This window comes from Sphingobacterium humi, from assembly GCF_009768885.1.
In the GTDB taxonomy this organism is placed as follows: Bacteria; Bacteroidota; Bacteroidia; order Sphingobacteriales; family Sphingobacteriaceae; genus Sphingobacterium; species Sphingobacterium humi.
In genome coordinates, this window is sequence record NZ_WSQA01000005.1 from 23021 (window position 1) to 35991 (window position 12971).

The window sequence follows — 12971 nt, forward strand, 5'->3', positions numbered from 1 at the left end:
GTATTTTGGACTGTTAAATCATAAAAGATTCTGTTATGAAAAAAGTAGCCACGTACGTCGTATTAGCTTCATCCTTGTTAGGATTTGGCGCTTGTAATCAGTCGAATTCTTCGGGAACTTCCGGTGCCGATTCAACAGGTACTGCAGCAGCATCCGATGTTCAATTAAATCAGTTGACCAATGATCCGAATGCAGCGGCCATCCGATTATATTTTACTACCAAAGAGCTTTCTCAAACCGATTCATCCATCATTTACGAAGCACGTTCGCTTTATAAGGATGATACGGTAGGACTGAAAGTAGAGGTTATGAAAGTGATTGACGCTGGCATAGCTACAGATGGTACGCCCGATGAAGACCTGGGCTTTAAGCAAGGTTCTTTTAAGTTTTCGTCCATGGGGCCAGCAACCTTTAAATTGCTGAATGCCTTAAACGAGCTGTATAAACTGAATGTGGGTGGACCGGTGAGCGATAAAGAAATTGTGCCATTAACGTTTTCTTCGAACAAGGAAAAGGTTGAACTCAGCAAATCTACTTCTTATAATTTTAAATTCTTCTTTAATCAAGCTGCCGGCGATGCCGCGGAATATTTTGGGGTATTGGATACCTATAAGAAATCGTTCGAGTTAACAGAAAAAGATTCCACCAACCGGGCAGGCTTCTTACATGCCTTAACGGGAAAATAAAAAATAGAAATAAATAGTTGAAGACCGACGGATATGTCGGTCTTTTTTGTTTTATTGTGTTCATATGTTGACTAAAAAATTGCTGATAGGGCTATTGCTCTTACTTAGCAGCTTGAATCCGCTAGCGCTATGGGGGCAGGAATTGCTTCCTGCGGTACGCAAGAGCATAGGTAAGGCCAGCCATCCGGCGCTGAATGAGCTATCGGGTATCATTCCTTCCGGCAGGTATCCAGGAAAATATTGGGTGCATAATGATTCAGGAGATGAGGCCCGTGTTTTTTTGATCGATAGCCTGGCGAAGTTAAACCATGAGTTTAGGTTAGCAGGTGTGCAGGCAAGGGATGTGGAAGATATTGCCTGGGTGAAAAAAGACGGGAAAAATTATATCGTATTGGCCGATATTGGCGATAACCAAGCCAAGCGGAAAGACATTAGCTTGTATGTATTTGAAGAGCCTGTGCTTCGGCGAAAGCTGGATACCATTCCTGCGGCCGCCATCCGCAGCATTCGCTTACAGTATCCGGATAAAGCCCGGGATGCGGAAGCTATTTTTGTTGACCCGGTGGATCAGCAATTCTACCTGATCAGTAAGCGCGATTTCCGCTCTACCCTCTATACTGCGGCTATTTTTCAGGCAGCTAAAGCCAGCTTTCGCTTACAAAAGGTATTGGAATTGCCTTTTACCTTTATCACGGCAGCCGATATCGCCGCTGATGGCTCGGGGATATTGATGAAAAACCTGACCCAAGTGTATTATTGGCCGCGTTTAGCACAGGAACCCCTGCGTTCGGTCTTAAATAAACCTTATTTTAAAATTGCCTATTCCGTTGAACCCCAAGGGGAAGCGATAGCCTTTGACCGCACGGATAGCAGTTTTGTGACGATAAGTGAACGTCCTTTTGGATTGGATGCTTATCTTTATCAGTATAAATTCACTAAACCATGAAAATACAGTTTACCATTTTATCCTTTTTAATTAGCCTGAGCTGTGCCTATGCGGCCAAAGTCGATACCGTCGCGGTGGCCAGCAAAGCCATGGGCAAGTCGATTAAAACCGTGGTCATCCGTCCTGATCAACCTAAGCAGCAAAAGATGCCGGTGTTGTACTTATTGCACGGCTACTCGGGCGATTATGCCAACTGGGTGAACAAAGTGCCTGCGGTAAAGGAATTGGTCGATCGTACCGGTATTATGATCGTGTGCCCTGATGGGGGCTACGGATCTTGGTATTGGGATATTAAAGGGGATAAGAACTACCAATATGAAACCTTCGTTGCGAAGGAATTGGTGGCTTATGTGGATGGACATTATGCCACGAATAGCGATCGCAGCCAACGTGGAATTACTGGTTTAAGCATGGGCGGTCATGGAGCTATGTATTTGGCTATTCGCCATCAGGATGTGTTTTCTGCCGTAGGAAGCACCGCCGGCGGGGTTGATATTCGTCCTTTTCCGAATAATTGGGAAATGGCGAAACGCTTGGGTAGCTATGCCGAGAACCCGGAGAAGTGGAATCAGCATACGGTGATGGAATTGACGCACTTGATTCAGCCTAAATCCTTGGAAATTTTTGTGGATTGTGGCACAGAAGACTTTTTCTTTGCTGTAAATGAAAAGTTACACGAAAAATTAAGCTACCTGAATGTGCCGCATCGCTATTTAACGATGCCCGGCGGACACACTTGGGATTATTGGAGTAAATCGATCCATTATCAACTGGCTTTTTTCTCGGAGGTATTTTCAAAAGCCGCGCAACCCATTGGGAAACAATAAATAATTTACCGGATTTGATAATTTTGTTCACTTCAAATCGGTAAAACTTGATAAACCTGCAAGAGCCATTTTGTAATTCAAGATGGCTTTTCTATTTTAGGACTGTATATATCGCTGCTACTATCTCATGCTGATCAAATTTTTAAAGTTGCCTCTACTATGGCTTCTGTTAATGCCCGTTTCAAGCTTATTGGGACAAGAGAAGGTCACCTTAAGTGGCTATGTGAAAGATGCCAACTCGGGGGAGACCCTGATTGCGGCGGTGATTCGGGTAAATAATGAAACCATCAGTACATCTACCAATAACTACGGGTTTTATTCCTTAACGCTGCCTCCCGGTTCTTACCAGTTGGAGGTGAGTTATATTGGCTATCAGGCGAAAGTATTCCCGGTTGATTTAAAGGGGAATAGACAGCTTAACTTCGAGCTGAATGATAACGCTACGAGTATTGAGGAGGTGTTGGTTTCGGCCAAACGCCCCAATGAAAGTGTGAGCAGCCCGCAAATGGGTTCTTTAAAATTCAGCATGGAGGAAGTGAGGAATGTTCCTGTTATTTTTGGGGAACGGGATGTGCTGAAGACGATTCAGTTGATGCCCGGGATAGCTTCCGGCGGTGAGGGGAGTTCGAACTTTTACGTGCGTGGCGGAGCCGGCGATCAGAACCTTATCCTCTTGGATGAGGCAACGGTATACAACGCCTCGCATTTACTGGGCTTTTTCTCCACCTTTAATTCGGATGCCATCAAAGATGTGAACCTCTATAAGGGTGGGATACCCGCACAATATGGTGGTAGGATATCCTCTGTGATGGATATCAGCATGTTGGATGGGAATGATAAGAAGTTTTCCGGCGAAGGAGGTATCGGGCTTATTGCATCGCGCTTGAAGCTGGAGGGGCCCATAGTAAAGGACAAGAGTTCGTTTATGCTGAGTGGCCGACGTACCTATGCCGATATGTTTTTAAAACTTTCATCAGATGAGACCGTGAAAAAAAGCGTGCTGTACTTCTACGACCTCAATGCCAAGATGAACTATAAGTTTGACGATAAAAATACGCTGTACCTATCGGGTTATTTCGGAAAAGACGAGTTGGGCTATGGCGACTTATTCGGCTTCGACTGGGGCAATGCCACCGGAACCTTACGTTGGAACCATATTTTTAACAGCCAGTTGTTCAGTAATACGACTTTGATTTATAGCGATTTCTCCTATAACGTGCGGGTGGATAACGATGATTCGGACTTTAAGATCAATTCGAAGATTCGCAATTGGAACTTTAAGCAAGATTTCTCCTATTACTCCAGCAATAACAATACCTTGAAATTTGGCTTGAACCTGCTGCGCCAGGAAATCGTTCCGGCGAGCTTAAATGCAGCATCAGGCTCGGCCGTGAACTCTATTAATATCGAGAAGCGCCAAGGCTTGGAAGCGGCGGCCTATATTTCGCATGAATGGAAGCCTACGAGCAACTTTTCGATGATCTATGGCCTTCGGGTCCATGATTTTATGGTGATGGGGCCTGGCACCTTCTATACCTTTGATGCAGATGGTGAGCCTTCAGGTGAAACCAGCTATGGCAATTCGATCATTAAGCATCATTTTAATTTGGAGCCGCGCCTTTCTATGGCTTATATCATGAATCCAAAGCATAGCATCAAGGCCAGTTATAACCGGATTGCACAAAACCTGCACCAGTTAACCAATACGACTTCCAGTTTACCAACGGACCAATATGTGCTGAGCAGCATGAATATTAAGCCGCAAATTGCCGATCAGGTTGCCCTGGGATATTTCCGGAATTTAGCCAATAATGCTTATGAGCTTTCGGTAGAGACCTATTATAAGTTTATGGATAATCAGATCGACTTTAGAAATGGCGCCGATTTGCAAGCCAATAAATACCTGGAAGGGGAGTTGTTGTTTGGTATTGGTCGTTCCTACGGGGTAGAGTTGATGATGCGTAAAAATAAAGGGAAGCTGAATGGCTGGGTTTCTTATACCTTGGGACGCAGTGAGCGGCAGTTTGATGAAATTAATGAAGGAAGCTGGTTTGCTGCGCGGCAGGATAGAACACACGACATTTCCCTTGTCGGCATGTATCAGTTGTCGAAGAATTGGAACCTGGGGGCTACCTTCGTGTTCAATACAGGAAATGCGATTACCTTTCCGAGTGGCAAGTATCAGATTGATGGTACCACGATGTTCTACTACACCGAGCGCAATGGCTACCGGATGCCGAATTACCATCGCTTAGATCTATCGGCAACCTATGAGCCTAAGCGGGAGAACAAGAAATTCAATTCTTCCTGGTCTTTCGGCGTTTACAATGCCTATAACCGAAAGAATGCCTATATCATTGATTTTAGAGAGAATGAACAACAACCTGAAGTGACTGAAGCGTATAAAATTGCCTTATTTGGTATGATTCCTTCGGTGACCTGGAATTTTAAATTTTAAGCCCATGCAGACGATATTTAAGGTGTTATTAGCGGTTTTGATTAGTTTTTCCCTTCATTCTTGTGAAGATAAGATTGACGTGAATTTGAATGATGCAGATCCGCGGGTGGTTATTGAAGCAGACTTAACGAATTTAAGCCGTAATCAGGAGATTAAAATTTCCCGTACAGTTGCTTTTGATGAGAATAGGGCATTCGAACCTGTAGATCAGGCGGAGGTTATCGTAAGAAGCAGTACCGGAAGGGTGTATACCTTTGAATCTATTGGCAATGGCAAGTATAGGCATGCCAATATGATGGTTAATGCGATGCAGGAATATACCTTGCTTGTTCGTTTGGACGGAAAAGAATATACGGCCACATCGCGGGCGCCGCGTTTTGTAGAGATTGATTCCATGGGTATTACCAAAGAGACCATTCTAAATGATGATTACTATTTTATTAATCTGAGCTTTGACGATCCGGGAGGGGAGGATAATTACTATAAATACAGTATTTCTACGAATGGGGAGCCTTTTAAGTTCAATACGGTATTCTCGGATAAGTTTAACGACGGCCTGCATGTGAAGCATCAGTTGGGTGGGCGTAACATCGAGTTTGAGAATGGAGATTCAATCAACCTGCGTCGTTATTCCCTGGCGAAGGATGTGTATACCTATTGGTCGGAATATCAGTCTACGAATCCGGGAAGCGCCTCACCGGCCAATCCGAAGTCGAATATAAGCAATGGCGCCTTAGGTTATTTTGGGGTGTCTACCGTAAAGGAATATAAGATTACGATTCAAGACGAGGACGGGCTATCACAGTAGTTGAAATTGAAAGCCTTTAGCACGAAGCTGATCGATGGTTCGTGGTAGGGCATATTGCAGGTTGGCGATGGCTTTGATATTATCGTGAAAAACAATAATACTGCCTGCACGGCTATAGTTTACCGCGTTGTGGAGGCATTGCTCCGGGCTGATTCGTTTATCGTAATCGCCCGTTAATACATCCCACATGATCACTTTATAGTCCTTGCTGACCTTGCTAAGCTGGCTTTTTTTAAGACGTCCGTAAGGCGGTCTGAAAAGCTGACTGTCTACCAGAGTTCTGCATTGCGCAATGTTATCTAGGTAGTTGCTGTCTTCCTGATCCCAACCTTTTAAATGATTAAAAGTATGATTGCCTACCTGATGGCCTTCATCCAATATCCGTTGATAAAGCTCGGGGTATTTCCGCACATTATCGCCCACACAAAAAAAGCAGGCTTTCACGTCTTTTTCTTTTAAGCAGTCTAAAATCCAAGGGGTGATTTCCGGGATTGGGCCGTCATCAAATGTTAAGTAGATATTATTTTTGTTCTTTTCTTTCCGCCACGTAGCGCTAGGAAAGAGATAGGGCAAGAAGAAAAAGGGACGAACGAAATGCATATTGTTGGATTGGGATATTTATGCCAAATTTATTAAGATTTAATTAGTCCTCCAATTATTCGGCAAGGAAGATGAAACGGTTGTACCGATATTTCGAAATGCGTCGCTGGGAACGGATTGGCTTCAACTGCATGCTGGTCTTGATGGGGCTGCTATTCCTGTTTAGCTTTCTGTCTCCGTATCTGTTTAAGCCCGGACCTTATTCGGCAGAGCTTCGGGTATTGGCCAAAGCCTTGGATGATTCCTTAGCAGGGCAAGCCCAAGAACCGCGTATTGATTCTTTTAAGCCTAGGAAGTCTTCTGCAAGACCTAGCGTGCAGTATTTTGAATTTGATCCGAACGGGCTCGCTTTGGCCGATTGGCAAAGGCTGGGGCTGAGTGAGAAACAGGCCCGGGTGATTCATAATTATGAAGCGAAGGGAGGACGGTTTCGGACAGCAGCAGACTTAGGGAAAATTTATTCCCTGTCGGAGGAAACAGTGGCTAAGTTAATGCCTTATGTCCGGATTGCTGCGGAACAGGCTACCGTGGATTCTTCTCCCGACAAACCAAGGACAGCAAAGGTTAGGAAGGAACCGCCTTTGTTGAATATGGATTTGAATACGGTAGACAGTACCACCTTGATGGCTTTAAAAGGAATTGGCCCTGTGTTTTCTGTACGAATTGTAAAATATCGTGAGTTACTGGGGGGATATTATGAGACGGCGCAATTGCAGGAAGTTTATGGTTTGCCGGCCGAAACTATAGCGGGTATAACACCTCATTTAGTACTCGATAAAAGCAAGATTAAACGGTTAAAAATAAATCATTTAAGCAGTCAAGAATTAGCTAAACATCCCTATATTTCCAATAAGCAAGCAAGAACCATAGTGCAGTACCGCAAGCAGCATGGTATGTTTAAGTCTATGGCTGATTTACAAAATATTCTTTCGTTGAATCCTGATTTTTTCCGTAAAATTGAATTTTATTTGGATTTTAACGTTGATTAATGGTAGAAGAACAGCTTAAGGAAGTGATTCGGGATATTCCGGATTTCCCTGAACCGGGTATTGTTTTTAAAGACATTACACCCTTATTACAACATCCGGAATTGGTGCAACAGGCCATCGAAGAGTTTGCCCAGCAGTTGGAAGGAATCAGCTTTGATGTGATTGCAGGTATTGAAAGCCGCGGTTTCTTATTTGGCTTCTTGCTGGCGCAGCACTTGAAAAAGCCTTTTATTCCTATCCGTAAGCAAGGGAAGTTGCCTTATACCACCGTTTCTGAATCCTATAAATTAGAATATGGACAGGCAACCATCGAGATGCATGAAGATGCTTTTCCGGCGGGCACCAAGGTGTTAATTCACGATGACCTCTTAGCTACCGGCGGAACAGTAGTGGCTGCCAGTAAGCTGATTGAAAAGGTTGGTGGGCATGTGGCGGCTTATTCTTTCGTGATCAGCCTCGACTTTCTACAAAGCGCCGGTCGCCTGACCCGCTTTAGCGAGCATATTATTTCCTTAGTACATTATCCTTAACACTATAAATTTCACGCACACTAAATCACACCTATGGATTGGCTATTAGACCCCAACATTTGGATTTCCTTCCTCACCCTAACTGTCCTGGAGATTGTTCTAGGCATCGACAACATTGTTTTTATTTCCATTCAGAGTGCAAAACTCCCTGTTGAGCAACAGAAGAAAGCACGGCAGATCGGCTTAATTCTAGCCTTGGTTATGCGCGTAGGCTTATTATTCTCGATAAAATGGATTATGGGACTGACCCAACCGTTCTTGAATATCGGCGATATGCTGGGCATTGAAAATGCAAACTGGCATCGCTACTTAACGTTATCGGGACGAGATTTAATCTTGTTTATCGGTGGTTTGTTCTTAATCTATAAGGCTACAACGGAGATTCACCATAAGGTGGAGGGCCATATTGAAGCGAGTGGCGGCAAAAGTAAGCCAGTGACCTTTAGTAGCGTGATTATTCAGATTATTATTTTAGACTTGGTCTTCTCCCTCGACTCTGTAATTACAGCGGTGGGTATGGTTGATCAGATCGGGGTGATGATTGCCGCGGTAATCGTGGCGGTGGGTATTATGTTGATATCCGCTGAAAGCATCTCGCGCTTTGTGAATGATTATCCTTCGGTGAAGATGTTGGCCTTAGCCTTCTTGTTATTAATCGGGGTATCCTTAACCGCCGAAGCTTTCGATCAGCATATTCCGAAAGGATATATCTACTTTGCGATGGCCTTCTCGGTACTGGTTGAATTCCTGAATATACGTTCTGAAAATAAAGCCCTAGCGAAACTAGAGGCTGAAAAGAAGAAGATTGAACAATAAAAGGAAAGGGGGCTTAGCCCCCTTTTTATTTTAGGTTTCCTTGAACCTTATAATAATTTTCACCCATGGCTTTAACCTGCTGGGTCTTTTCTACGATATAGAAGTTGCCCTTCTCGTATACTAAAAACTCATTGGTTTGGTAGAGGGTGTTTTTAACCTGTTTCTCAACGCTGAGCATCTTCACCTGCCCTTGCGGGTCAAAGGAGATCCGGACGCAGGAGAGGTCTAATTCTGGATTGGTAAACGCATATTGCAATACCTGATCGACGGTATCTACCTCAATAAATCCGTGATAGGCCGGCTTATTTAAATCGATGGCCTTAAAGCTGGAAAGCTCGTTGTCCCAGTTTTTGATAGCTAAGGATTTTGTTTCCGACTCTTTATCCTTGGTGACGGTCTTTTCAACCGTAGGATTCTTCGCTTTTAAGCTGTCTATCTCGGTTTGGATAAAGGCAGGGATGTCAAAATAAGCGGGCTGTTCCTGCTTGGCTTGTTGTTCCTGTTGTGGAGAGGAACAAGCGAACATCGCCGTAGTAAGAATACTTGCTACGGCGATGAGGCTGTATTTTTTATTAGTATACCAATACATCGCCACTCATTTCTACAGGGATATTCAGGTTCATCATCTTCAGCACGGTAGGTGCTACATCGCCTAATTTACCATCTTTGATATGTTTGTACTCGCTATCGATCATGATACAAGGTACGAGGTTGGTGGTATGGGCGGTGTTTACCGAGCCGTCTTCGTTCAGCATATATTCGGAGTTACCATGGTCGGCAAGGATAATAAAGGAATATCCTTGTTTTAAGCCTTCTTCTACCACTTGCTTGGTGCAGGCGTCTACTTTTTCTACGGCTTTCACTACCGCTTCAAATACACCCGTATGGCCTACCATATCAGGATTAGCAAAGTTTAAGCAGATGAAGTCTGGTTTATCGATTTGCATCGCGGTACAGATGGAGTCGGCAATACTTTGCGCACTCATTTCCGGCTGTAAATCGTAAGTTGCTACTTTCGGAGAAGGAATCAGAATGCGGGACTCGCCTTCGAATTGCTCCTCGCGACCGCCAGAGAAGAAGAACGTAACGTGTGGATATTTCTCTGTTTCGGCAATACGAACTTGTGTTTTCTGTTGTTCGGATAGGGTTTCACCTAAGGTTTTCGTGAGGTTGTCTTTTTGGAATACCACTTTAACGTCGCGGAAAGTTTCGTCGTAGGAAGTCATCGTAACGTAGTATAGCGGCAATGGCTGCATTTGATATTCCGGGAAATCCTGTTGCGTTAATGCAATAGTAATCTCACGGCCACGGTCTGTTCTGAAGTTATAGCAAATCACTACATCACCTTCTTGAATGGTTGCCGTAGGTCCTCCTTCAGCATTTACCACAACTACAGGCTTTAAGAATTCGTCAGTAACCTCTGCTTGGTAAGAAGCTTCTATGGCTTCCAAGATATTGGTCGTCGGAGTTCCTATACCATGGGTTAGTAAATCGTAAGCTTGTTTTACGCGCTCCCAGCGGTTATCACGATCCATAGCGTAGTAGCGTCCGATGGCTGAAGCTACGGTTCCTACAGAATGCGTAAGGTGTTGCAATAAGTCTTGCATATAGTGAAGACCACCGTTAGGGTCAGTATCCCGACCATCTAAGAAGGCGTGGATAAATACTTGCTCATTTGTAAGGTTGGCAACCTGAGCTGCATCACATAATGCTTTTAAGTGGCTAATATGGGAGTGCACACCGCCATCGGATAACAATCCGATAAAGTGTACTTTTTTATGGTTTGCTTTGGCGTAGTTGAAGGCCGCTTGTAGGGTAGGGTCGCTGTTGAAGACACCTTCGGCAGCCGCTTTATTAATGCGTCCTAATTCTTGGTAAACTGTTCTTCCCGCACCTAGATTCATGTGTCCCACTTCAGAGTTACCCATTTGGCCTGCAGGTAAGCCAACGGCTTCACCAGATGCTTCAAGTTTGGAGTTAGGATAAGTTGATAATAAGTAATCTAAGTATGGTGTGTTTGCAGCTAAGACAGCGTTTGAATTGTCGTTTTTTCCGTAGCCTAATCCATCCAGGATTAGCAGGGCTACTCTTTTTTGCTCATAACTCATTACACAAATATAAGCAAAATGCCTAAAAACTATAAAAATCATCGTGCACATCCTGTTTTATTGCTAAAAATTAAGGATTGGCATAATTTTGGTTAGTAATTTTTCAATTTTGCACGAGATATTTGGAAAATTTTTTTAAAGTTACGAGATTGGAGCAGTAAGAAGCATGATACAGAGTATTAATTTAAGTTACAGATCGATTTTCAAAATATGCTGTGCTTTCGTTTTATTCCCATTATTTGCATTCGTAGTAAAGAATGCAGACATCGGTAATGAAATTATGGAGGCCTTCAAGTCTAATAATGCAAAAAATATTGCGAATTATTTTGGATCCAATGTCTCGTTGTCGATAAAAAGTGATGCCGGCCATTATTCTAAATTCCAAGGGGAGATGTTACTCAACGACTTCTTTCAGAATAATCGGACTTCCGAGATCAAGCAAGTTCAGCGAACTTCCCATACCAACAGTAGCTTTTATATTGTTTATCAATTAAAAAGTTCAACAGGCACTTACCGCGTTTTCATTAAGCTTAGTCAAGCTGCGGGAGAGGTTCAAATAACCGAATTGCGAATCGAATAACACATATTTTATTGGATTTATCTTTTAAATAAAGTTATTTTTATTCATCTTCGCTAAATTTTACATTGATAAATGGAGAGAGAATTTAAAGAAAAGCTATTGCAGTTTGTGGATGAAGCCATTAAGGAAGATGTAGGCCCCGGTGATTTTACCACCCTTTCGACCATTGCTCCCGAGAAACAAGGCGAGGCGCAGTTATTGGTTAAAGAATCCGGAATTATCGCAGGAATTGAAGTAGCCAAGGAGATATTTTTAGCCATTGATCCAACAGTTCAGTTAGAGATTTTATTAAAGGACGGCGACCAGGTGCAATATGGAGATATTGCATTTCGTATGAAAGGAGCCATCCATACCATATTAAAAGGCGAGCGTTTAGTTTTAAATGTAATGCAACGTATGTCGGGTATTGCCACGCAAACCGCTAAGTATGTTGCTGCCATCGCGGGCACTAAAACCCGTGTACTTGACACGCGCAAGACGACCCCCTTATTACGTTTTTTAGAGAAAAGAGCCGTTGAGCTTGGTGGCGGAGTAAATCACCGCTTTGCCTTGTATGACATGATCTTAATCAAAGATAACCATGTTGACTATGCCGGTGGCATTCGCCAAGCTGTTCAGGCCGCTTTACAGTATAAGCAAGACCATCAGCTTCACATTCCTATTGAGGTGGAGGTTCGTAATTTTGATGAACTTAAAGAGGTTATTGCCATTGGCAAGGTAGACCGTGTGATGTTTGATAATTTTACGCCTGCACAGGTGGAAGAAGCTGTTGCCTTAGTGAATGGTCAACTGGTTACGGAAGCTTCCGGAGGAATTACCTTGGATACCATCGCTGATTACGCGCATGCCGGGGTCGATTTTATTTCTGTAGGCGCCTTAACCCACTCGGTTAAAAGTCTGGATTTGAGTCTAAAAGCGAAACTAATTTAGTAAATTGCTGTAAATGATATCTATCTATCTCGTAGCAATAGTCGTTCTAGCTTATCTCTTCGGATCAATACCCACTGCGGTATGGTTTGGCCAGGCCTTTTATGGGGTGGATGTCCGGGAGTATGGCAGTGGTAATGCAGGTGCTACGAATACCTTTCGTGTTTTAGGCAAAAAAGCAGGTTCTGTAGTGATGTTTGTCGATATCTTAAAGGGATGGACGGCGACGAATCTACCTTATCTCTTAGACAGCTCGGTCGTCGGTAATCACGATGCGCCGCAGTTTGTAAATATCCAATTAGCATTAGGCGTTATTGCCGTTTTAGGCCATTTATTTCCCATCTTCGCTGGCTTTCGCGGAGGAAAGGGCGTGGCTACCTTATTTGGAATGGTGTTGGCCATCCACTGGCCGGCAGCTTTATGTTGTGTAAGTGTCTTCCTACTAGTCCTGTTTATATTTCATTACGTATCTTTAGGCTCTATATTGGCGGGTTTCACCTTTCCATTTAGTATTGCCTTTATTTTCAAAACCACAGTACCTTCGGTTTTATTGTATGGAATAGCAATCTGTGCCTTAATTCTGGTTACTCACCAAAAGAATATCGAGCGCTTATTAAAGGGTAAGGAATCCAAAATATATTTATTTAAGAAAAAAACTCGAAATTAAACTTTTGGGTACCAATTTTGTTTAACCTT

The 12971-nt window shown here is 43.4% G+C and carries 14 protein-coding genes; 11 read left to right on the forward strand and 3 right to left on the reverse strand.

The features are described 5' to 3' along the window. Positions 1-35 precede the first annotated feature (35 nt). The 5 genes from GQF63_RS07885 to GQF63_RS07905 all read left to right on the forward strand — a co-directional run bounded on the left by GQF63_RS07885 (position 36) and on the right by GQF63_RS07905 (position 5725). On the forward strand, positions 36-686 hold the full coding sequence (locus GQF63_RS07885; protein WP_160368684.1) for a hypothetical protein: 651 nt from the start codon (positions 36-38) through the stop codon (positions 684-686). Positions 687-750: 64 nt separating this feature from the next. Further along, positions 751-1632 (forward strand): hypothetical protein, encoded by an 882-nt coding sequence (locus tag GQF63_RS07890; RefSeq protein ID WP_160368685.1) that lies wholly within the window; start codon positions 751-753, stop codon positions 1630-1632. Next, positions 1629-2459: an alpha/beta hydrolase gene (locus GQF63_RS07895; RefSeq protein WP_160368686.1), complete on the forward strand. Its 831-nt coding sequence runs from the start codon at positions 1629-1631 to the stop codon at positions 2457-2459. Before GQF63_RS07890 ends, GQF63_RS07895 begins: the two co-directional genes overlap by 4 nt. Positions 2460-2586: 127 nt before the next feature. Beyond that, positions 2587-4917, forward strand: coding sequence for a TonB-dependent receptor (locus tag GQF63_RS07900; RefSeq protein WP_160368687.1), 2331 nt, complete (start codon positions 2587-2589; stop codon positions 4915-4917). 4 nt (positions 4918-4921) lie between these two features. Continuing rightward, positions 4922-5725: a DUF4249 domain-containing protein gene (locus GQF63_RS07905; protein ID WP_160368688.1), complete on the forward strand. Its 804-nt coding sequence runs from the start codon at positions 4922-4924 to the stop codon at positions 5723-5725. Here GQF63_RS07905 and GQF63_RS07910 read toward each other — a convergent pair. Further along, positions 5717-6325: a polysaccharide deacetylase family protein gene (locus tag GQF63_RS07910; protein ID WP_160368689.1), complete on the reverse strand. Its 609-nt coding sequence runs from the start codon at positions 6323-6325 to the stop codon at positions 5717-5719. The two genes, GQF63_RS07905 and GQF63_RS07910, sit on opposite strands and share 9 nt — an antisense overlap. A gap of 71 nt (positions 6326-6396) precedes the next feature. Here GQF63_RS07910 and GQF63_RS07915 point away from each other — a divergent pair, with 71 nt between their 5' ends. Genes GQF63_RS07915 through GQF63_RS07925 form a run of 3 tightly spaced genes read left to right on the forward strand, consistent with a single transcriptional unit; the run spans position 6397 to position 8660 of the window. Then, on the forward strand, positions 6397-7314 hold the full coding sequence (locus GQF63_RS07915; protein ID WP_160368690.1) for a ComEA family DNA-binding protein: 918 nt from the start codon (positions 6397-6399) through the stop codon (positions 7312-7314). After that, on the forward strand, positions 7314-7844 hold the full coding sequence (locus tag GQF63_RS07920; protein ID WP_160368691.1) for an adenine phosphoribosyltransferase: 531 nt from the start codon (positions 7314-7316) through the stop codon (positions 7842-7844). Before GQF63_RS07915 ends, GQF63_RS07920 begins: the two co-directional genes overlap by 1 nt. A 33-nt stretch (positions 7845-7877) precedes the next feature. Beyond that, entirely contained in the window at positions 7878-8660 is a 783-nt protein-coding gene (locus GQF63_RS07925; RefSeq protein ID WP_160368692.1) for a TerC family protein, read from the forward strand. 25 nt (positions 8661-8685) lie between these two features. Here GQF63_RS07925 and GQF63_RS07930 read toward each other — a convergent pair whose 3' ends face one another. Then, a complete protein-coding gene (locus GQF63_RS07930; RefSeq protein ID WP_160368693.1) occupies positions 8686-9249 on the reverse strand; it encodes a hypothetical protein in 564 nt (187 codons plus the stop codon). Continuing rightward, entirely contained in the window at positions 9233-10768 is a 1536-nt protein-coding gene (gene gpmI, locus GQF63_RS07935; protein WP_160368694.1) for a 2,3-bisphosphoglycerate-independent phosphoglycerate mutase, read from the reverse strand. The genes GQF63_RS07930 and gpmI overlap by 17 nt, the downstream gene beginning before the upstream one ends. A 166-nt stretch (positions 10769-10934) precedes the next feature. Here gpmI and GQF63_RS07940 point away from each other — a divergent pair, with 166 nt between their 5' ends. From GQF63_RS07940 to plsY, 3 genes are all read left to right on the forward strand, one after another. Next, positions 10935-11348, forward strand: a complete 414-nt coding sequence (locus tag GQF63_RS07940) for a DUF4783 domain-containing protein (RefSeq protein ID WP_160368695.1) — start codon at positions 10935-10937, stop codon at positions 11346-11348. Between the two features lie 72 nt (positions 11349-11420). Beyond that, on the forward strand, positions 11421-12278 hold the full coding sequence (gene nadC, locus GQF63_RS07945) for a carboxylating nicotinate-nucleotide diphosphorylase (RefSeq protein ID WP_160368696.1): 858 nt from the start codon (positions 11421-11423) through the stop codon (positions 12276-12278). 13 nt (positions 12279-12291) lie between these two features. After that, positions 12292-12942 (forward strand): glycerol-3-phosphate 1-O-acyltransferase PlsY, encoded by a 651-nt coding sequence (gene plsY / locus GQF63_RS07950; protein ID WP_160368697.1) that lies wholly within the window; start codon positions 12292-12294, stop codon positions 12940-12942. The last annotated feature ends 29 nt before the right edge of the window (positions 12943-12971 follow it).

Bases quoted from the DNA above. Each gene is read 5' to 3' on its own strand.
- GQF63_RS07905 (WP_160368688.1), top strand. From the start codon at position 4,922: ATGCAGACGATATTTAAGGTGTTATTAGCGGTTTTGATTAGTTTTTCC.
- GQF63_RS07925 (WP_160368692.1), top strand. From the start codon at position 7,878: ATGGATTGGCTATTAGACCCCAACATTTGGATTTCCTTCCTCACCCTA.
- GQF63_RS07930 (WP_160368693.1), bottom strand. From the start codon at position 9,249: ATGTATTGGTATACTAATAAAAAATACAGCCTCATCGCCGTAGCAAGT.
- GQF63_RS07895 (WP_160368686.1), top strand. From the start codon at position 1,629: ATGAAAATACAGTTTACCATTTTATCCTTTTTAATTAGCCTGAGCTGT.
- GQF63_RS07920 (WP_160368691.1), top strand. From the start codon at position 7,314: ATGGTAGAAGAACAGCTTAAGGAAGTGATTCGGGATATTCCGGATTTC.
- gpmI (WP_160368694.1), bottom strand. From the start codon at position 10,768: ATGAGTTATGAGCAAAAAAGAGTAGCCCTGCTAATCCTGGATGGATTA.
- GQF63_RS07890 (WP_160368685.1), top strand. From the start codon at position 751: ATGTTGACTAAAAAATTGCTGATAGGGCTATTGCTCTTACTTAGCAGC.
- plsY (WP_160368697.1), top strand. From the start codon at position 12,292: ATGATATCTATCTATCTCGTAGCAATAGTCGTTCTAGCTTATCTCTTC.
- GQF63_RS07885 (WP_160368684.1), top strand. From the start codon at position 36: ATGAAAAAAGTAGCCACGTACGTCGTATTAGCTTCATCCTTGTTAGGA.
- nadC (WP_160368696.1), top strand. From the start codon at position 11,421: ATGGAGAGAGAATTTAAAGAAAAGCTATTGCAGTTTGTGGATGAAGCC.
- GQF63_RS07900 (WP_160368687.1), top strand. From the start codon at position 2,587: ATGCTGATCAAATTTTTAAAGTTGCCTCTACTATGGCTTCTGTTAATG.
- GQF63_RS07915 (WP_160368690.1), top strand. From the start codon at position 6,397: ATGAAACGGTTGTACCGATATTTCGAAATGCGTCGCTGGGAACGGATT.
- GQF63_RS07910 (WP_160368689.1), bottom strand. From the start codon at position 6,325: ATGCATTTCGTTCGTCCCTTTTTCTTCTTGCCCTATCTCTTTCCTAGC.
- GQF63_RS07940 (WP_160368695.1), top strand. From the start codon at position 10,935: ATGATACAGAGTATTAATTTAAGTTACAGATCGATTTTCAAAATATGC.